This is a genomic window from Clostridium estertheticum (assembly GCF_011065935.2).
Classification (GTDB): Bacteria; Bacillota; Clostridia; order Clostridiales; family Clostridiaceae; genus Clostridium_AD; species Clostridium_AD estertheticum_A.
Genome location: NZ_JAAMNH020000001.1, coordinates 2,630,660 through 2,651,956, shown reverse-complemented (window position 1 = coordinate 2,651,956; position 21,297 = coordinate 2,630,660). Strand labels below are relative to the sequence as shown.

General features: G+C 32.8%; 19 protein-coding genes. 2 read left to right on the top strand and 17 right to left on the bottom strand.

Going from position 1 to position 21,297, the window contains the following annotated elements:
• Positions 1-61 precede the first annotated feature (61 nt).
• From G9F72_RS12465 to G9F72_RS12420, 10 genes are all read right to left on the bottom strand, one after another.
• Positions 62-2,146 (bottom strand): penicillin-binding transpeptidase domain-containing protein, encoded by a 2,085-nt coding sequence (locus tag G9F72_RS12465; protein WP_164957388.1) that lies wholly within the window; start codon positions 2,144-2,146, stop codon positions 62-64.
• A 167-nt stretch (positions 2,147-2,313) separates the two neighbouring features.
• Entirely contained in the window at positions 2,314-3,480 is a 1,167-nt protein-coding gene (locus tag G9F72_RS12460) for a DUF4041 domain-containing protein (RefSeq protein ID WP_164957389.1), read from the bottom strand.
• A gap of 33 nt (positions 3,481-3,513) precedes the next feature.
• Entirely contained in the window at positions 3,514-4,557 is a 1,044-nt protein-coding gene (locus tag G9F72_RS12455) for a threonine aldolase family protein (protein WP_164957390.1), read from the bottom strand.
• 161 nt (positions 4,558-4,718) lie between these two features.
• Positions 4,719-5,315 carry a signal peptidase I gene (gene lepB / locus G9F72_RS12450; RefSeq protein WP_164957574.1) on the bottom strand — a complete coding sequence of 199 codons (597 nt, stop codon included), beginning with the start codon at positions 5,313-5,315 and terminating at the stop codon, positions 4,719-4,721.
• Between the two features lie 64 nt (positions 5,316-5,379).
• Positions 5,380-5,886, bottom strand: coding sequence for a flavodoxin domain-containing protein (locus tag G9F72_RS12445; protein ID WP_164957391.1), 507 nt, complete (start codon positions 5,884-5,886; stop codon positions 5,380-5,382).
• A 258-nt stretch (positions 5,887-6,144) separates the two neighbouring features.
• Positions 6,145-6,861 carry an ABC transporter ATP-binding protein gene (locus G9F72_RS12440; protein ID WP_164957392.1) on the bottom strand — a complete coding sequence of 239 codons (717 nt, stop codon included), beginning with the start codon at positions 6,859-6,861 and terminating at the stop codon, positions 6,145-6,147.
• Positions 6,854-7,651, bottom strand: coding sequence for an ABC transporter ATP-binding protein (locus G9F72_RS12435; RefSeq protein WP_164957393.1), 798 nt, complete (start codon positions 7,649-7,651; stop codon positions 6,854-6,856). The genes G9F72_RS12440 and G9F72_RS12435 overlap by 8 nt, the downstream gene beginning before the upstream one ends.
• A complete protein-coding gene (locus G9F72_RS12430) occupies positions 7,639-8,703 on the bottom strand; it encodes a branched-chain amino acid ABC transporter permease (protein ID WP_164957394.1) in 1,065 nt (354 codons plus the stop codon). Before G9F72_RS12430 ends, G9F72_RS12435 begins: the two co-directional genes overlap by 13 nt.
• Before the next feature lie 3 nt (positions 8,704-8,706).
• Positions 8,707-9,600: a branched-chain amino acid ABC transporter permease gene (locus G9F72_RS12425; RefSeq protein WP_164957395.1), complete on the bottom strand. Its 894-nt coding sequence runs from the start codon at positions 9,598-9,600 to the stop codon at positions 8,707-8,709.
• Between the two features lie 79 nt (positions 9,601-9,679).
• Positions 9,680-10,846 (bottom strand): ABC transporter substrate-binding protein, encoded by a 1,167-nt coding sequence (locus tag G9F72_RS12420; RefSeq protein WP_164957396.1) that lies wholly within the window; start codon positions 10,844-10,846, stop codon positions 9,680-9,682.
• Between the two features lie 580 nt (positions 10,847-11,426).
• On the opposite strand from G9F72_RS12420, the gene G9F72_RS12415 reads away from it, so the two are divergent.
• Positions 11,427-11,573 carry an LDCC motif putative metal-binding protein gene (locus G9F72_RS12415; RefSeq protein WP_164957397.1) on the top strand — a complete coding sequence of 49 codons (147 nt, stop codon included), beginning with the start codon at positions 11,427-11,429 and terminating at the stop codon, positions 11,571-11,573.
• 115 nt (positions 11,574-11,688) lie between these two features.
• Here G9F72_RS12415 and G9F72_RS12410 read toward each other — a convergent pair whose 3' ends face one another.
• On the bottom strand, positions 11,689-12,219 hold the full coding sequence (locus G9F72_RS12410) for a YcxB family protein (protein ID WP_164957398.1): 531 nt from the start codon (positions 12,217-12,219) through the stop codon (positions 11,689-11,691).
• 302 nt (positions 12,220-12,521) lie between these two features.
• Here G9F72_RS12410 and G9F72_RS12405 point away from each other — a divergent pair, with 302 nt between their 5' ends.
• A complete protein-coding gene (locus G9F72_RS12405; RefSeq protein ID WP_164957399.1) occupies positions 12,522-13,238 on the top strand; it encodes an SGNH/GDSL hydrolase family protein in 717 nt (238 codons plus the stop codon).
• Positions 13,239-13,298: 60 nt separating this feature from the next.
• Here G9F72_RS12405 and G9F72_RS12400 read toward each other — a convergent pair whose 3' ends face one another.
• From G9F72_RS12400 to G9F72_RS12375, 6 genes are all read right to left on the bottom strand, one after another.
• Positions 13,299-15,308 carry an ABC transporter ATP-binding protein gene (locus tag G9F72_RS12400; RefSeq protein WP_164957400.1) on the bottom strand — a complete coding sequence of 670 codons (2,010 nt, stop codon included), beginning with the start codon at positions 15,306-15,308 and terminating at the stop codon, positions 13,299-13,301.
• Positions 15,305-17,080, bottom strand: a complete 1,776-nt coding sequence (locus G9F72_RS12395; protein ID WP_164957401.1) for an ABC transporter ATP-binding protein — start codon at positions 17,078-17,080, stop codon at positions 15,305-15,307. The genes G9F72_RS12400 and G9F72_RS12395 overlap by 4 nt, the downstream gene beginning before the upstream one ends.
• Before the next feature lie 30 nt (positions 17,081-17,110).
• Complete coding sequence (locus G9F72_RS12390) at positions 17,111-17,551, bottom strand: MarR family winged helix-turn-helix transcriptional regulator (protein ID WP_164957402.1); 441 nt, start codon at positions 17,549-17,551, stop codon at positions 17,111-17,113.
• Between the two features lie 190 nt (positions 17,552-17,741).
• On the bottom strand, positions 17,742-18,680 hold the full coding sequence (locus tag G9F72_RS12385) for an ABC transporter permease (protein WP_164957403.1): 939 nt from the start codon (positions 18,678-18,680) through the stop codon (positions 17,742-17,744).
• Positions 18,677-19,735, bottom strand: a complete 1,059-nt coding sequence (locus G9F72_RS12380) for an ABC transporter permease (protein WP_164957404.1) — start codon at positions 19,733-19,735, stop codon at positions 18,677-18,679. Before G9F72_RS12380 ends, G9F72_RS12385 begins: the two co-directional genes overlap by 4 nt.
• Positions 19,729-21,267 (bottom strand): ABC transporter ATP-binding protein, encoded by a 1,539-nt coding sequence (locus G9F72_RS12375; RefSeq protein WP_164957405.1) that lies wholly within the window; start codon positions 21,265-21,267, stop codon positions 19,729-19,731. The genes G9F72_RS12380 and G9F72_RS12375 overlap by 7 nt, the downstream gene beginning before the upstream one ends.
• Positions 21,268-21,297: the final 30 nt, after the last annotated feature.

The following is a 21,297-nucleotide window of genomic DNA, read 5'->3' as shown; positions in this document are numbered from 1 at the left end:
TAATTGTACTTCTCTAAACAATATTTAGCAAATTCACTTTATTTCTAATAATTAGTTAAATCTATTTTGGTACTTTATTCAAGTAATATTCCATTACTCCCTTTACAATAGGTACAACATAGTGACTATCACCTTTATTTTTAACATCCTCAATTAACATCGATACTACTATTTGGGGGTTAGCTGTATCCATACATACAAACCATCCATTATTTTCTGCTGTAGTATCTTTGGCATCTTTCTTGAGTTCTGCTGTTCCAGTTTTACCTGCAAGAGCTATCCCGTTAATTTTTGCCAAATTACCTGTACCATCCGGATTTTCTATAACTGCAGTGAGACCGTCTTTTATGAATTTTATATTACCCACAGAAATTGCATTAGCTTTCCATACCTTAGACTTTACCTTCGTATTAAAACTTTCTAAAGTTGGGGACATAATGTTTCCATCGTTAACAACTGCGCTATATGATAGTGCAAGCTGTAGTGGACTCATAAGTACCTGCCCCTGACCATAACCAGTATCCGCTAATGCTACCTCATTTTTAATATTGTCAGTTACTACTTGTGAATTTGCTATGGGATAATCTATTGGAAGTTTTTCCCCCATTCCAAATTTACTACTTCCCTTTATAAATTCCTCTTTACCTATTTTAAGAGCTGCCATTGCGAAGTATATGTTATCGGAATATACAAATGCATCCTGTAAATTCACTGACTTTACCTTATCACTAACCCTAGTAACCATATGGGGTCCCCATGATTTATCCTTTTGCCACTGTGTTCCCTGTATGTTTATAAGTTCATTAGGTTTTATCTTACCTTGATCTAACCCAATAGCAGCCGTTATCATTTTAAATGTAGATCCTGGAGAATATACAGCCTTAAATCTATTTTTAAATGGTTCCTTAGCACTTTTCCATGCTGCGCTTTGGCTATTTGAAATATAAGTGGTCCGTGCATTTGAATCATACGATGGTGAACTTACTAAAGCCAAAACCTCTCCACTTTTTGGATTTAACGCAGCACAAGCTCCTGCATCCTTATTCATTCCTGCATATATTTTCTTTTGTAGCTCAGAGTCTACTGATAATTTTATATTTTCACCAGCTTTAGCTTCTTTTTTAAGAATTATAAGCTTTTGGATTTCCTTCCCATCCACTTCTTTTGATATATATATTGTTGCTCCATTTTCCCCCTTAAGTCTTTTTTCATGGACCTGTTCTAGCCCTGCCTTACCTACTAAACTCACTGAGCTATAACCCTGCCCAGCCATCTTTTCTAGTTCTTCAGCATTTATAGGCTCAATATACCCTATCAATGACCCAAAGGCTTCACCACCTGGATATATTCTACCTTCAGGTTTGTTATGAATTACACCTTCAAGCTTCATAACCTCAGCTATTTTCACTTTTTCACTAGGCAATATGTTAATAATTGGTACAAACTGTTCAGAATTTGCATTAGCTTTAAGTTTAGTTTCTATAACGGTGGCATCAATATCTAATATCTTAGCCATTTGAGATATATTACTATCCTTATTTTTAACAAATCTATTGGGTTGTATCCCAATACATACAATTGGCGCATTTATAGCAAGCGGGTTTCCATTTCTATCAGAAATTTCTCCACGTTTTGCCATTTCTAGTTTTATCCTAACCTTATCTCCTGCTTCCATATTGGGGAATATCATTTTCTCATCCCAAACTATGGTCCATTGTTTTTTCGTAAATAGTGCCCACTGTTTTTTATTATTAACTTTTTCCCTTACCATAGTTGCCTGGTACCCTTGCATATTTAATTTCCCAGCAGCTGTATTCATAACTATGGAAAATGGTATAGTAATATTTTTTTTGTTGCCAATTTTAATTTTATCCTCATTCTCCACTTTAATTGATATGCTTTCAGCTCCTATTCCACTATAAATAGCAGAGTATTTATCTATAAATTGCTTTTCAGTTACTGTTTCCTTAGTTTTTACAGAGAGCATGCTATACATGGTTTTGAAATCCTTCTTCACCCAATTATTCTTATATGCATCAAAGGTTTGGGTTGCACTATCGCCTTTTGTTAAAAACACAACCATAAGTGCCGTTATTATAATGATTACTGCTGTGAAAAGAATTATTTTAAAATTTTTCTTTAACATTTTACATCACCCCTTACTAATTATAATGCTACTTACTAATTATAACACCCAAACCGTCTAAAGAGGGTAATTATAGATATACAAGTAATCTAATATAAAAATGCCCTTGTAATTTGTAAAATTACAAGGGCATTTTTCTTTAATAATAAATTGTTCTGTGAATTATATTATTCCATCATTCTACTTTGTTCTTCCTTTTCTTCCTGCTGTTTCAATTTATATTCATAGGTAACATAAAGTTCTTCTAGTTTTGTATTAAGATATTTAGGAACTATTTTAACTTGTGTTAGGTTGGAAAGCTTATTTAAATCCCCAAAGAATGTTTTAATTCTATTTTCTATTACTTCTATATTGCTAAATTTCACCTTATCAATAATAGAATCGCACTCATCATTAAAAATCCTAAGGACTAGTTTAATCATATCCTCTGTCATATCCTCAACTAGTTCATTACCTTCTTTTATGCTTCCATTAACAACCCATTGTTTAAATTCTATAGCTTCTTTTGACTTAACCATATCCATTTGCTTTTCTCTTATATTTTCAAGCATTGTAGCACCTTTTATTGAATTCATTAAATTATATTCAGGCTTATAAACCCCAAAACTCTGCATTAAAATATCATCATCTAAAGTTACAATTTCAGACTTTAAAGTATCTACAGATGTTTTCACATTATTATATTCTAAATTAAGTTCATCAATGGATTTTATTTTAGTTCCAATTAAAACTTCATATTCACTTAATTTCTGCTTAAGGTCCTCAGCCTTTTGTCTAGTTAAATCCTCATATTCACTATTTTTTCTTTCAATAAATTCATCGTATTCTGTACTTTTGTCTTGAAGTTCTTTGCTTTTTAAGGCAATTAGATTATCATATTCTTGGCTTTTGGTTCCGATTAAGTCATCGTATTCTGCTTTTTTATCTTCCAGTTCTTTACCCTTTAGTCCAATTAAATTATCATATTCTTCACTTTTAGTTCCGATTAACTCATCATATTCAGCCCTTTTGTCTTCAAGCTCTTTACCTTTTAGTACCATTAAATTGTCATATTCATTTGATTTTTCTTCAAATTCCTTGGTTTGATATACAGCTTGGCTCTTATATTCCCTATTGAGTTCTTCTATGGCTTTTGTTTTTGTTTCAATTAGCTTGTCATATTCCTCCAGTTCCACTTCAAGTTCTTTAATTTTAGATAAAACTTGGCTCATTCCCAATTGAGTTGGAGTTAGCTTTATATATCTCAAATTTTTATTTTCCTCGATTAATTTATCAATCTCAGATTTATATTGCTTCGCGTTTAATGCATCCTTAAGTGACGTAAGTATTGCCATTGAAAAACCTCCTTATTTCTTTAACAATTTACATTATACCACAAAAAATTCATTCATAAATATGGTAATATCATCTATAAATGATTTAACAGCCGCGTCCTTTGTGGCCCAAGATGTTACTAAACGAATAGCAGAATTATCCTCATCAATTTTTTGCCATATATAAAAGGAATACTTTTCCTTAAGCTTTTCAATTATTTTATTAGGTAATATTGGGAATATTTGATTTGTTGGAGAGTCTATTAAAAATCCATATCCACAATTACTAATTCCCTTTTTTAATAGATGCGCCATATTATTCGCATGTTTTGCCAAATCAAAGTAAAGATCATCTTTAAATAGCTCCAAAAATTGTATACCAATTAACCTTCCCTTAGCAAGTAACCCACCCTTTTGCTTTATATGAAATCTAAAATCCTCTTTAAGAGAATCCGTGCTGATAACAAGAGCTTCTCCCATTAATGCACCATTTTTAGTTCCTCCTATATAAAAAGCATCAGTGAGCTTTGGCAAATCCGAGAGCTCAATATCATTCCCTTTTGAGCATAGTGCGGAGCCTAGTCTCGCTCCATCAAGGTATAAAATCAAATTGTAGATCTTGCAACACTCACTTAGATCTCCTAATTCTTGTTTGTTATAAATAGATCCTATTTCTGTTGGATTTGAAATGTAAACCATCTTAGGCTTTACCATATGCTCATCAGTATGTTCCTCAAGTGCCATTTCTATATTAATAGGCTTAAGCTTCCCATCCTCTACTTTCATGGAAATAACTTTATGACCAGTGGCTTCAATAGCTCCAGTTTCGTGTACTAATACATGACCAGTACTAGCTGAAATAACAGCCTCGTGTGGTCTTAAAAATGCAGAAATTGCAGTAAGATTTGTTTGAGTTCCACCACAAAACATATGTATATCAACATCAGAACACTTTAATTTATCCTTTAACAATGTAATAGCAGCTAAAGAATACCTATCTTCTCCATACCCCTCTGTCTGTTCCATATTTGATTCCATTAGTGTTTTTAATATATTTGGATGGGATCCCTCACTATAATCATTTTTAAAACTATACATTAGCTTAATTCCCCTTTCATTATGTTACTAAATAAATCCCTTAATTTTTCTAGAATTATATTCTACTATGCTTCTTTCTATATTATTATACAACTTTTAATTATCAAACGGCATAAAAAATACTATTCTATAGTCAGAATAGTATTTTTTATTTAAAGATTTTATTTAATAGAACCTATCTTATTAAAGGGAAAAACTCTAAATACCGCTTTACCTTCAACTTGATTATAATTAATTAGCCCAAATGCTCTACTATCTTTACTTACAGGTCTGTTATCGCCCAATACAAATAATTTATTAGCTGGTACATTTATTGGAAGACTAAGTTCCTGGTTAAAAGTTTCACCTTTTACATAAGGTTCATTAAGTTTTTCACCATTTATATATACATAGCCATCTTTTATGTTGACCTCATCTCCTGGAACACCAATTACTCTTTTTACCAATCTTTTGTCCTCATCTGTATTTTTTAATAATGACTTTATGTTATTAAAAAAAATAACAGTATCATCAATAATAGTTCCTCTTTGTTCATTTTCAAGAAATATAATGATATCCCCTCTTTTGGGCCCAGCAAAGTTATAAGTTAACTTATCTACTATCAATTGCTGGCTGCTATACAAGGTATTTTCCATAGAGCTTTGTTGTACTTGGACCCTTGCAAAAACTTTACTATTAATAAGTGACGCTATAAGAACCGCTCCTAAAATAGGGAAAACCCAGTTTCTAATTTCTTTTATTATTTTGTTTTTTTTAATCATATTTATCCCTCCGATTTTCAAAATTCAATTGTTACATAATCTGAAAATAACTGTTCACAAACTATTGCTTATTCATTAATTGAGCGAATCTATTAATATTATCTTCATGTATATTTAAAATATCTTTATTCATATTTACAATAGCTGCATTCTTTTCTTTTTTTGATACCATCTTAATTATAAATTTCTCGAAAAAGTTCATTTTACTAAAAGTAAATCCACCTCCAAAATGTTCTTTAGCTGTAGCCATAGACATTAATTCATTTGGTAAACTATTATTTAACTGTGATATTGCTTTTTCCCCTTCACTCATACAGCATACAAAAAGGCCTATTTTTTTGGTTTTTAAAGTATTAGCATTTTTAAAACAGAATTCTCTTATCTCCTTTTGAATTCTTCCCGCATAGATTGACCCACCAATAACAATGCTACCAAATAAACTTATATCTGGTATTATGTCCTTTTTAATATTTACAACTACAACTTCCCCATGGAGCTTATTTTTTAAAACTTTACTACATTTCTCTGTAGCCCCATGTTTAGAACCATAAACAATAAGTGTTTTCATAAATTTCCCACTCCTTCTATATAATATTCCACGGTTTACATTTTAAAAATGATGTGCATTTTTATCATGGCTTATATTTCCAAATACCATTATGTAATATATTCTTTATTACCAAGGAAAATTCCTGCTAAGTTAACAATGATTTTTCGTAACCCTAACCCAAATTTCTTATTCAATCAAAAAGATGACTTCTGTCTAAGATACAGAAATCATCTCCACAATCCACATGGGTTTTTCAATTATAATCTAATATTATACTTATGCAAGTACACTTTCCCCTAAATAAGCCTTCTTTACTTCATCATTGAGCAATAGCTCTTTTCCAGTTCCCTTAATTATAATTCTTCCAGTTTCTATCACATATCCTGTATCTGCAATATGCAAAGCAGCATTAGCATTTTGTTCAATTAAAAGTATAGTTACACCTTGCTTATTAATCTCTTTAATAATATTAAATACATCTTTAATAATTAATGGCGCAAGTCCCAAAGAAGGTTCGTCCATCATGAGTAACTTTGGCCTTGACATTAATGCTCTTCCAATTGCAAGCATTTGCTGTTCTCCGCCAGATAGTGTTCCTGCTTGTTGCCAGGTTCTTTCCTTTAACCTGGGGAAAAGAGTATATACCCGCTGCAAATCTTCTTTAATTCCCTTTTCATCTTTTCTTGAAAATGCACCTAGTTTTAGATTTTCAAGTACCGTAAGGTCTCCGAAAACCCTTCTTCCCTCTGGAACTAAAGTAATTCCGTGCCTGACTATATTTTGAGGTTTAATGAGCATCAAATTTTTATTTTCATATTGAATTGTCCCACTTTTAGTTTTCACTAGTCCTACAATAGAACGAAGCATGGTGCTTTTTCCAGCACCGTTGGCACCAACTAAGGTTACAATTCTACCTTCTTCAACATGAATGCTAGCTCCTTTTAAAGCTTCAATTCCACCATAAGAAACTACTAAATTATCAATATTAAGCATCCTCTTCACTCACCCCCAAGTATGCCTGAATAACCCTTTCGTTATTTTGAATATCATAGGGAGTACCTTCTGCTATAGTAACACCATAGTCAAGAACATAAATCCTATCCGATATTCCCATTACAACCTGCATGTGATGTTCTATCATAAATATAGTTAAGTCAAACTCGTCTCTAATCTGTTTAATAAAAAGTGTTAAATCTTCTGACTCCTTTGTATTCATTCCTGCTGCTGGCTCATCTAAAAGCAAAACTTGTGGACTCGTAGCCATGGCTCTAGCAATTTCTAGTCTTCTTTGCTTTCCATAGGGCAAAGAATGTGCCTTCTCATCTTTTAAATCCAATAAGCCTACTTTTTTAAGCAAGTTAAGCGACTTTTCCATCATTTCATTTTCTTCTTTTCTGTACCATGGAAGTCTAAAAATAGCATCCATAAAATTAGATTTAATATTCAAATGATTTGCAATTAGAACATTGTCCAGAACTGATAAATCTTTAAACAATCTTATATTTTGAAAGGTTCTTGCAATTCCTGTTTTAGTAATTAAATCTGGTCTTACTCCTGTAATATCCTTATTATTAAAATAGATTTTCCCTGAGGTTGGTTTGTACACACCAGTAACCATATTAAAGGCTGTGGTTTTGCCAGCACCATTTGGGCCTATTAACGCCACAATTTCTCCACTGTTTAGAGAAAGATTAAAATCCTTTACTGCAGTAAGTCCTCCAAACTGCATCAATACATTTTCTATCTTTAATACTGTTTTCACTTCTTTTTTTACTTGTGCCATGCCTCATCGCCTCCCTTGACAGGTGGTTTTTTGCTAAATATATGAATAATCTTGTCAAAGCTAAACTCGTTAGTTCCCATAAGCCCATGTCTAAAAAATATGACCACCATCATTAATAGCGCTGAAAATACTACCATTCTAAGACCAGGTATTCCTTGAAAAGATATAAATCCAAAATCCATCTTCTCATCAAGAAACCGTAAGGCCTCTCCTGCAATTGTAACAAGGAAAGCGGAAATAACGCTCCCTGTGATGCTACCCATACCCCCAAGTACTATGATAAGAAGTATATTAAATGTTAATATAAACCTAAACATATTAGGATCTATTGTTCCCAGCAAATTTCCTAAAAGCCCCCCGCCTATGCCAGCAAAAAATGCGCCAATTGTAAAAGCCAATACCTTATGTTTAAACAAATTGATTCCCATACTTTCTGCTGCTACCTCATCTTCTCGTATTGCTTTTAGAGCTCTCCCATAGGAGCTATTTATGAGAAGGGTAATTATTGTAACCGTAACCGCAGCCGTTCCAAAAGTCCACCATATATTTGTGGTGTTTGGAATTCCTTTTAAGCCTAAGGCTCCATTTGTTAAGGTTTGAGTATTTGTAAAGACAACTCTTATAATTTCTGCAAAACCTAAAGTAGCTATTGCCAAATAATCTCCTTTTAATCTTAGCACAGGGGTTGCTATTAAATATCCGACAAAAGCTGAAACAAGTCCTGCTATAATAAGTGATGGAAAAAATGGCAAGGTTAAGTTTGCTAGTGGTTTAATGATAGGTGCTAAGAAAAAATTTTGAGCCTTCATATCTGCAGACATTGTTAGTATTGCTGTAACATAGGCTCCCACTGCCATAAAACCAGCATGTCCAAGTGAAAATAATCCTGTAAAACCATTCACCAAATTCATACTTAGTGCAAGTATTACATAAATAGCACATAAATTTAATATCCTTGTGTTATAGGCGTCTAAATTCCTATCTATAATAAATAATATTACTATTAAAATTAGTATAGAAATAATTGTTAAAATCAAATTTCTCTTTTTCACATTCTACACCTTCTCCGATATTTTTTCGCCCATTATACCTGTTGGCTTAAGTAATAGTATAAGAATAAGCAATATAAACGCAAATGCGTCTCTATATCCTGATAAATCCTGGAAAAATGCAACTAGCATAATTTCACCCACACCTAGTATAAAGCCTCCAATAACAGCACCTTTAATATTTCCTATTCCTCCTATAACCGCTGCTATAAAACATTTTAACCCTGGCATAACCCCCATAAGTGGTAAAATCGACGGGAACTTCAAAGCCCACAATAACGCCCCCACTGCTGCAAGCATAGATCCAATTCCAAAGGTAAAAGATATTGTTTTATTTACATCTATCCCCATAAGCCCCGCTGTTTCATAATCTTTCGAAACAGCTCTCATTGCCATGCCATTCTTTGTATGATTAATCAAATATAATAGTAAAAATAAAAGAATAAGCGTAACTACAGGAATGACGAAAGTCAATCTCTGCACAGATATATCCCCAATTCGAACCATTTTATCGAAAATTTCTGGAGTTGGAAAAGGTTTTGGAATTCCTCCAAACAATACAATTGCTATATTTTCCAAAAGAAAGGAGGCTCCAATGGCAGAGATCATGATTGAAATTTTAGGTGCACCTCTAAGAGGTCTATATGCAGTTTTTTCAATTACCATTCCTAGTGTACCAGTCAAAATTATTGCTAATAAAAAAGAAAAATACCAAGGCAACATGAAGGTTGATACTCCATAAAAAGCAAAGTATGTTGCCATCATAAAAATATCACCATGAGCAAAGTTGATCAGTCTTAATATTCCATAAACCATTGTATATCCAATTGCAATCAGTGCATACAAACTCCCAAGAGAAATCCCGTTAGTAAGATGCTGCAAAAAAGTATTTAAGTTCATATGGACACCCCCTATCCCTCATTATTAAGAACAATACGCTTCACACCATTTGATGGAAGCGTATTATTTTATTTTGCTACTATTTAGGTTGAATTACTTCTTTAAATGTGAATTTGCCATCTTTAACTTCTTTAATTACAGCACTCTTTACGGCATCTCTATTTTCGTCAAAATTAATAACTCCAGCTGCACCTTGGAAGTCCTTAGTTTTGGCGAGTTCATCTCTTAATTTAACTGAGTCAGCAGCTCCCACTCTCTTAAGTCCATCTAAAAGTATGATATATGCATCATAAGCAAGTGCTGTTACAGCTGCGGGTTCTTTTCCGCCATATTCTTTTCTATACTCTGCTAGGAATATTTCTGATTCTTTTGTAATTGGTTTTTCTGTAGCAAAGAATGTAGAGAATGTTGCTCCTTCTACAGCTTCTTTTCCTATTGTTAAGAACGCAGGTGTTTCCCAAGTATCTCCTCCAATAAATGGTGCGGTAATTCCTAATTGTCTTGCTTGTTTTATTACTAATGCAGATTCAGTAAAGTTACCTGGTGCAAAAATTACATCAGGATTCTTAGCTTTTAAGTTTGTAAGCTGGGCTGTAAAATCTTGATCTCCAGTATTATAGTTTGTTACTGCAACAATAGAATCGGGGTCTCCTGTTAATTGTTTAAAGGAATCTGTAAAATATTTTGCAAGACCAATTGCATAGTCATTAGACACTTCTTGAACTATTGCAACCTTTTTCGCTTTTAATGTGCTATAAGCATAATTCGCCATAACAGTTCCTTGGAAAGGATCTATAAAACATACTCTAAAGTAATATTCATTGCCCTTTGTAACAAGTGGATTGGTACAAGAAGTTCCCATGGTTGGAATCTGTGCTTTTTTAATTATATCTCCAGCCGCCATGGAAAGTGAACTTCCCCAACTTCCGATTATTGCTGTAACCTTTTCTTTAGAAACTAATCTCGAGGCTGCATTGGCTGCTTCCACTTTATCTGACTTATTGTCTACAATTACAAGATCAACTTTCTTTCCTAGTACCTCAGGATAAAGTTTATTTGCCAACTTTATACCTTCAATTTCTAGCGCTCCCCCACCTGCATTAGCTCCAGTCAAAGGCTCAAAAACTCCAATTTTAATTACATCTCTATCAGTTGCAACCTTCTCTACTGTTTTTTTTCCGCAACCACTGAGCCCCATTGTCGCTATCATAAGAGTCATAAGCATAATTGATATTTTCTTTTTCATTTTATTCCCCCTATTTTTTATTTTGATAGTGTTAGCACTATCTTTTTATTCAATTAAAAATAAGTAAAAACTGCGTTTTCAAGAGTACCACACTTTTATTTGCTTGATTGCAATAACTAGTTTGTTTATTTTCTCAATTCTGTTAATATAAGTTTTATGCATATAGCTCCAATTATATGCCTGTAATATTAATTTATATAATAATAGGCCTAACACTATTTTGCCAAAGAATAATTCACTTTATAAAAAAAATAATTTTATGCAGGAATATTGTTATTAAAAAAAAGAGCCAGCAGATATTTATCTACTAACTCTATTTTTCTATAGTTTCAATTTATTATCAAGTTTTATAAACTTTTAAAATATATTACCGCTTCTTGCTTTGCCTTAATATATTTTATCACAGAAGTGGTCAAACTCCTCATCAGCTATTTGCAATTCAGGATGAGCTAAAATGTATTTAAGAAAGTTTGACTCCGTATATATCTTGTTTACCAATCTTTATATTTTCTTCATATAATAGTGTTAAAATGATTTTATATATAATAATTATATAAACTAAATTCGATGGAGGCTATTAATGAAATCTTTAAAACAATGGTTCAATAATTTTATAAAAGACTTAGAAAAAGCCAACGAAGAGAGTTTTGGTGATAAGAAATTAGGTTGCTGTGGATTAAACGCTAATAAACCTAATAAACCTAATCCAACTAAACCACAAAAATAAAACCCGTTTTAGGGTTTTATTTTTGTTAATATTTAATTAAAGGGAGCTCTAATTAAAAAACATTTCATTATTACTATCTATTTATAATACCAATTGCTCTTGCATGATAATATTGTTAGTCTTTAGCTTTCTGGACCATATAATTTAATTTATCAATAAATCTCTTTTTTTCATTCTCATTTTTAAATACGTGAACTGGTAGAATATAAGCCGCAACGGAACTAATAAATATAAAAATATGTTTTTGGGTTTGTGTTATTTTTTCAATAACACTCCAATCTGTCTTTGATTCACTTAGTGTACTACAATCAATAATACCCTTTTCTGTAAGTGTCAAAGAACGTTTACCTAACATATCTGTGTTATCACCTTCATCTAGCATTTTTATAATTCTTTTTGATACAGTCCATTTAAAATATTTGGGATAAAATATAACCCATAGCACGCTACATACTAAAAAAATTTTAAACCAATACCCCAGTGGAATACTTGTAACTCTTATCAAAACAAATGGTAATACTAAAAACATTATAGGAACAATGTATCTTTGAGCTATGAATAACCTTTTAATAGTCTTTGAATTACTCATGTAATTCATATTAAAATCTATATAGTCCTGTTTAGTTAGTTGATAATCAATTTTCATAAAAATCCCCCTCAACTTTACAATTAGAATATCATAAAAAATTAAAATATTGTGTCTATATTTTACATTAATGACGCCTAGTTGGCAAGTAGCTTCTGCGTATATATTATAAGCCTTTTGGAAAATATTATAATGATAATATTTCTATGAGATTTTAATGTTAGTGATATTTTTATTCATTACCTGGTTTTAATAACTATGTATTGTGTTTTTTATAATTATATGATATATTGTCAATATACATTAAATGAATTATATCAAAATATTACTGGGTTTAATATTTAATTTTGTGGAGGCAAATTATGAAAATAAAAGATAGTTACATTCTTATAGCATTTGGTGATTCTATTACCAAGGGAATTATTTACGATGAAGAAAAATCTAAATATTCAACTTTAAAAGAAAACTTTACAAGTATCATTGGAAATAAAATAAAAGGGCAAGTATACAATGCAGGTAAATTTGGTAGTACAATTATGAGGGGCGTTAGTAAAATGTATAATGATGTCATAAAGAAATCACCTGATATAGTTTTAATAGAATTTGGTGGTAATGACTGTGATTATAAATGGGATGACATTGCTAAAAATCCTGACGAGGAATACAAACCAAATACTGATATTTCTACGTTTCGTGAAACACTACTTACAATGATTGATACCTTAAAGAATAATCACATATTACCTGTACTTATGACTTTACCACCACTGGATCCACTAAAATACTTCAAATGGATTACTAAGGAAGATTCTTTTGCTGAGGAAAATATTTTACATTGGCTAGGAACAAAGGATGCTCTCTTCAATTGGCATAGTTCATATAATAAAATTATTACGGAAGTAGCTAATGAAACTAGTACTGTTCTGATAGATGTAAGAACAGAGTTTTTAAAACACCGTAATTACAGTGAGTTTTTATGTAAGGATGGTATCCATCCAAATATTGATGGTCAATCATTAATAGCTACTGTTATATTAAAATTTATAAGTGAAAACTATAATTTTTTATTACAAGTATAATTAATTTAAGGCTATGTTACCATCTAAATAATGGTAACATAGCCTTATTTATATTTTCTTTTATACTACTTCATTATCTAAATTTGCACCAGCAAATTGACTATTATACAGATCTTCATAAAAACCCTTCTGAGCAAGAAGTTCATTATGACTCCCCATCTCAATAATACTTCCTTTATTCATAACTAGTATTAACTCTGCATCTCTAATTGTAGAAAGTCTATGAGCAATTACAAAGCTTGTTCTATTTTGCATAAGCTCTGTCATAGCTCTTTGTATATAAACTTCTGTTCTTGAGTCAACGCTGCTTGTAGCTTCGTCAAGTATCATAATAGTTGGATTTGCAAGTATTGCCCTAGCTATAGTAAGAAGTTGTTTTTGACCCTGTGATATATTTGAAGCTTCTTCATTTAGTATTGTATTATATCCATCGGGAAGAGTCTTAATAAAGTGGTGTGCATGAGCTGCTCTTGCAGCCTCTATAATTTCTTCATTTGTAGCTCCCTCTTTACCATAAGCAATATTATCCATTATAGTACCATTAAAGAGCCAAGTATCTTGAAGTACCATCCCAAACATATTACGTAGTTCTGCACGTTTTATGTCTCTAATATCTACTCCATCAATTGTAATCTTACCTGCACCTATTTCATAGAAACGCATAAGCAAGTTAACAAGGGTAGTTTTACCAGCTCCTGTTGGTCCAACAATTGCGATTGTATGACCTCGTTTTACATCAATGTTCATGTTCGTAATAAGAGGTTCATCTGCCTTATAGCTAAAGTCAACATGTTCAAACTTAACTTCGCCTTTAGGTAATTCTATAATTCTCGCGCCTTTAGCATCTGGTAACTCTTCAATTTCATCTAAAAGCTCAAAAACACGTTCAGCAGATGCAATTGTTGATTGCATTATATTAGCAATATTTGCAGTTTGAACTATTGGCTGAGTAAACTGACTTGAATATTGGATAAAGGCTTGAATATCACCAATAGTAATTCTTCCTTGTGTTGCTAAATAACCTCCAACAACGCAAACTATTACATAACCTATATTACCAACAAATCTCATCATAGGCATTATTATCCCGGATATGAACTGAGCTTTCCAACCTGAGTTGTATAACCTATCATTAATATTTCTAAACTCCTCAATTGAATCTTTCTCGTGTCCAAAGGATTTAACAATTTTGTGGCCAGTGTACATTTCTTCAACATGACCATTGAGCGCTCCAATTTCTTTTTGTTGCGCTGCGAAATATTTCTGAGAGCGTTTTGCAACAAAAGCTGTCACAACAATATATAGTGGCAATGTTAAAATAACCACAAGTGTAAGTAGTGGGCTTATTGTGAGCATCATAATGATAACACCTAGGATGGTAACAATAGATGTAATAAGCTGAGTAAGACTTTGTTGCAGGGTGGTTGAAATATTATCAATATCGTTTGTTACACGACTTAATATCTCACCATGAGTTCTTGCATCATAGAATTTTAGAGGTAAGATTGACAGCTTATTATCAACGTCCTTACGCAAATTATAAACAGTTTTCTGAGCAACTCCAGCCATAATATATTGTTGAAGGAAACCAAAAAGTGTGCTTATTAAATATAGTGCAAGTAATAATAAAATAATGTTCTTTATATATGAAAAATCTATTTTACCGCCATTTAAATCCATTATCTTAGTTATTCCAGCTTTAATTTGAGCCGTACCCTCAATTACTTTTGGACTCTTCGCAGCTGCAGGATTAGCCTTTATGACCGCTGTTATTTTATCCTGCTCCGAAAGAAGCTTAATTAATCCAAATTTACTCATTATACCTTCAAATAGTTTAGTTATAGCTTTACCTGAAATCTTAGGTCCTACTATACTAAAAACAGTACTGATGATTGCAAATATAAATACTAGTATAAAATTAACTCTTTGTGGCTTTAAGTAACTTAAAAGTCTTTTTAAAGTTCCTTTGAAGTCCTTTGCTTTTACTACAGGGCCAGAAAAGGATCCCATTGGTCCACCACCTGGACGTCCCATACCTCCGCCTGATCTACCTTTTTTATTCTCACTCATGCTAATTCCTCCTCTGAAAGCTGTGAAGATACAATCTCATGATATATCTTGCAACTAGTTAAAAGTTCCTTATGTGTTCCCATTCCTGCTATTTTACCATCATCTAAGACTATGATTCTATCCGCGTCCATAACCGTTGCAACTCTTTGAGCAATAATAAGTACAGTAGATTTTGCTGTTTCCTTTTTAAGTGCTGCACGAAGTTTTGCGTCAGTTTTAAAATCAAGAGCTGAAAAACTGTCATCAAAAATGTATATTTCAGGTTGTCTAATTAAGGCACGTGCTATAGATAAACGTTGTTTTTGTCCTCCTGAAACATTTGTTCCTCCTTGAGCAATAACATGTTCATAGCCATCTTTCATTCCATTAACAAATTCTGTAGCTTGTGCTACAGTAGCTGCATGTTGAATTTCCTCAGCAGTAGCACTATCCTTACCAAATTTAATATTATCAGCAATAGTTCCAGAAAAGAGTACCGTATTTTGAGGAACGAACCCTATTTTTGACCTTAGGGACTCTTGACTCATTTCGCGTACATCTACACCATCCACTAGTACGGAACCACTAGATGCATCATAAAAACGAGGTATTAAGTTTACAAGGGTAGATTTACCAGAACCTGTGCCACCAATAATAGCTGTTATTTCTCCAGGCATTGCACTAAAGGTTATATTGCTAATAGCTGGTTGTTCTGCACCTGGGTAGCTAAAAGACACATCCACAAATTCCACATATCCACTTTCTTTGTCAGCTAGAATTGCATTCTTTGGATCTATAATTTCTGGTTCCATGTCTAATACTTCATTTATTCTTATTGCAGAAGCTTGAGCCCTAGGTATCATTATAAATACCATAGCAAGCATTAAGAAACCGAATAAAATTTGCATTCCGTATTGTATAAATGCTATTAATGAACCAACTTCCATACTACCAGCGTCTATTCTTTTACCACCAAACCAAATAATAGCAACTGTTGTAACATTCATAATTAGCATCATTATTGGTAATAAAAACGCCATGATTTTATTGACCTTTACAGCATTGTCCATAAGGTCAGCATTTGCATCATCGAATCTAACTTTTTCAGTATCTACACGGTTAAAAGAGCGTATTACCCTAATGCCAGTAAGCTTTTCACGTAATACAAGATTCAATTTATCTATTTTCACTTGCATTAATTTAAATAATGGCATTGCGTATTTAAGAGTTGCTGCAATAATTATTCCAAGTAGTGGAACTACAACAGCAAAAATCCATGTTAGTGATGTATCCTCTCTTAAAGCCATAACAACACCGCCTATAGCGGTTAAAGGAGCAAAAAGCATAATAGAAAACATCATTACTGTTACTGTTTGAATTTGAGTAACGTCATTTGTTGTTCTAGTTATTAGGGTAGCAGTACCTACCTTATCAAATTCATGTAGCGAGAATCCTTCAACTTTCGCAAACAATTTGTTACGAATAATCCTACCAAGTCCCACAGCTGTTCTTGAAGATAGGAATGAAGCTACAACTGAGCATATAGCACCACCTGCTGATATTAGTAGCATAAAACCACCTATTCTAATAATGTAATCTACCCCTTTATAAGCTCCTGTAAAGCCTAAAAATGAAATGGTTTGAACTACATCTTTTTGCATTATACCTTTGTCTACTATATCAGCCATCAATGTTGGTAAATATAGGTTTGCAAGTACTTGAGTAAAAACCAATACAACTATTGCCAATATCTGCAATGTGTATTGTTTTAAAAATCTGAACAATTTAATCATTTAATACCATCCCCATTCATTGTTATTGTTTTATTTTTGTTGGTCGCTTAAAAGCTTCTTAAGTGTACTTAATCCTTCAAAAATTTTATGAAGTTCATCAATGCTTCCTTTACTCATAGTATTTTGAATATTTTTTTGAAATTGCTTATGAAAGGCTTCATGCATGTCTTTGAAGTTTGGTGATATGCTTACATAAACTACCCTCTTGTCACTTTCACTTCTTTCTCTTACCACCATTTGTTGCTTCTCAAGCCTATCCACGATTCCAGATACAGTACTATTGGATAAACAAAGCTCATGACTAAGTTCTGTTATCTTAATCTTCTTTTTTTTACTTAAAAGTCCTAGTACCATGCCTTGAGGTGCAGACATACCTGTTTCTTCAAGCAATTTGTTCATACTATGTTTAAATAGCTGCATAACCTCTTGAAAAAGGCTTGCAACTTCCATACTCTCATTTAATATTTCCACTTGTTCACCGCCTTAAAATGTATTTCGCTTGCGTATGTTTCGCTTACGTATATTTCGCTTACGAAGTATATTATAATCCCATAAATTTTTTATGTCAAGATATATTCAAAAAATATAAAGAGACAGACTGAAGTGTCTGTCTCTATGAGACTGCAACCAATTTTTAACTAAACTCAAAGTTATATTTTTATCATCTATCTTCCCTAAAATATGGGGTTCCCAAATTCTTAGGTGGTGAATTTCTTTTAGATTTTTTCATAGATACAATTACAAGAATCGCTATTGTAACTAAATATGGAAGCATATCTACCAGATATTGAGAAACTACTTGAATTCCAGCTCCTTGAAGCCTAAAGCCTATTATATCAAGGCCCCCAAATAAAAATGCTCCAAATATTGCCTTATAGGGATTCCATGCAGAAAATATAACAAGTGCTATGGCAATCCACCCTCTACCTGCCACCACATTTTCTTGCCAATTAGGTATGTAAACAAGTGAAAGGTAAGCCCCTCCAAGTCCACACAATGCTCCTCCAAGTAAAATATGAACATACTTATATAATGTAATATTTATACTTGCTGCATCTGCACAACCTGGATTTTCTCCTATTGCCCTTAGATTTAACCCTTTGCTAGTATTATATAAATATACACCAATAACCACAGCTAATATATACCCAAGATAAACAAATGCATCCTGTTTAAAAAATATTTGTCCAATGACAGGAATATCACTTATTACAGGAATTGAACATGGTCTAAAAAAATTTTTTACGGCTGCAGGTGCAGTTTGCCCTACCAATTGCTTGCCTATTAAAGTTGAAAAACCACTTCCAAAGGTAGCTAGTGCAAGGCCAGTAACAACTTGATTTGCCCTTAAGGATATTGTTAAAAAAGCAAATATTAAGCCGCCAAATGCTCCAGCAACCATGGCTCCTAGAAGAGCTGCAAAAACATTTCCAGTATTTAGCCCTACTAAGAAACCTATTACGGCCCCCATAAGCATCATACCCTCTACGCCAAGATTAAGGTTACCCGCTCTCTCTATCAATATTTCACCAAGAGTTGCAAAAAGCAGAGGAGTTCCTGCAACTATTGCTGCAGCTAAAAATGTTGTCATTCCATTCATTTTGCATCACCTACTTTTTTAGCAATTTTAAACCTAATAAAAAACTCACTACCAAGTACAAAAAACAATATCATAGATTGTAATATTAGTGCAGTTGCACCGGGTATCCCATAGGAGGTTTGAATGAAGGATCCTCCTTGCTGAAGAGCTGCAAATAATACTGAAACAACAAGAATAACTGGGGCACTTAGATAACCAAGCCATGCTACAATTATTGCTGTATAACCTACTCCTCCAGATACACTTTCAACAAGGGTATTGCTTATACCTGAAGCTTGAATCATACCAACAAGACCACATAAGCCACCACTTAAAAGTATGGATATAATTATTGTTTTCTTAACGTTAACCCCAGAGTAAAGTGCTGTTTTTTCACTTTCTCCTAGCACTGAGATTTCGTAACCTGTTTTAGTATAGTTCATAAAAATAAATATAAATATAACTAAAACTAGTGCAAAGATCCAACCAATATGAACTTTAAAAATCTCTGGAAGTATAGCATTATCAGTAAAGTTTGCTATCTTAGCAAAACCCTTTGCATTAGGGTCCTTTAATGGTCCATGCTGAAGAAAAACTATCCATTTAATAGCAATGTAATTCATCATCAATGTAACTATGGTTTCATTCGTACCCCACTTTGCTTTAAAAACCGCAGGGATTAGTGCCCACAAACTTCCACCGATTATACCCGCTACCATCATTAATATTAAAAGTGCCGGTCTTGGCATCGCTGGAAATTTCAGTGCAAATATTGAAGCTGCAAAGGCACCCATTAGGATTTGACCTTCAGCACCAATATTCCAAAAATGCATCTTAAAGGCTACACCAACACCTAACGCAGCTATGCAAAGAGGAATGGCTAGTTTAATAGTTTCTCTAATGGAATAAGAGGAACCAAAAGCACCATTAAGCATTGATGCATAAATATCTAAGGGATTCTTATCCATCAGTATAAAAACTATGCTAAATACGAAAAGTGCAAGTATTACTGAAGAAATTCTAATAGTTGTACTTTTCCCTTTGGTTATTTCATCTCTTTTTATAAACCTTAGCATCCACTATCCCCCCTATTCTCCTGCAGCTCATTTTTGTGTCCTGTCATAAGTAACCCAATTTCCTCTTTTGTAGCATTCTCGCCTTGCAAAATTCCAGTTATCTCACCACTACAAATCACCATTACCCTATCACAAAGCTGAATTAACACATCTAAATCTTCTCCAATAAAAAGTACTCCTACACCCTTAGCCTTTTGCTTGTTTATCAGGTCATATATGGTATAGCAAGTGTTTATATCAAGTCCTCTTACTGGATATGCCATTATGAGAAGCTTTGGTTTTGCGGCAAGTTCTCTTCCAAGTAGTATCTTTTGAATATTTCCTCCAGATAAATTTTTAATAGGATAGTAAATTCCTGGAGTTTTTATTTCAAGCCTTTCAATGATTTCTATTGCCCTATTTATAGCGGGCTTTTTATTAATAAAAAGTCCCTTTTGACACTGATATTCCTTAAGCATTAAGTTATCTACCATGTCCATAGAACTAACGAGTCCCATACCAAGCCTATCTTCTGGAATAAAACTCATACTAATACCTTTTTTGATTATTTCTCTTGTATTTTTCCCTACAATATTTTCTCCCTGAAAATTTATTTCCCCTTCTTTTACTGCTTGCATTCCTATAAGTGATTCACACAATTCCTTCTGACCGCTGTTTACAATACCTGCCATTCCAAGTATTTCTCCTTCTCCTATAGTAAAGCAAATTTTCTTTAATCTCTCTATTCCCTCTTCATCCAATACTTTAAGGTTTTTAACCTCTAAAATATTTTTCGCACTTTCAAATTTTACTCTTTTAATAGATAGATCTACAGGATGTCCCACCATAAGTTCAGCCAATTTTTCAGGACTAGTATCTTTTTTGTCAAGGGTAATAATGGTTTCACCCTTTCTTAAAACTGTTATCTTATCGGATATCTCCATAACCTCGTCCATTTTATGGCTTATGAATATTATGGCACAGCCTTGCTCCTTCATTTTATTAATTATTTTAAATAGCTTTTTCGTTTCTTGAGGAGTAAATACCGTAGTAGGCTCATCTAGCACAAGTATTTTTGCACCTCTATACATCACCTTAAGTATCTCCAATATTTGTTTTTCTCCAACTGTCATATCATATACTCTTTTGTTTACATCCACCTCAAGACCATATTTATTAGATAGTTCTGTGATATCCTTTATTACATTATTCTTATTTATAAAAAAACCAGTCTTTTGCCCAATCATTATGTTTTCGAGGCTTGTCATCACTTCTACCAACTTAAAGTGCTGATGAATCATTCCAATTTTTGCGTTAATAGCATCCTTTGGCGATGAAAACTTTACTTCTTTTCCACTAACAAAAATAGAACCCCTGTCAGGAATATAAATTCCTGACAGAATGTTCATTAGTGTACTTTTTCCTGCTCCATTTTCACCCAGCAATGCATGGATTTCACCGCTATTTATTTCTAGATTGATATTATTATTGGCAACTACCTTACCAAAAACCTTGGTTATTCCCTTCATGGATATGTGTGGAACAGTACTCATAATATCACCCTTTTCTATTTTACTTTACCT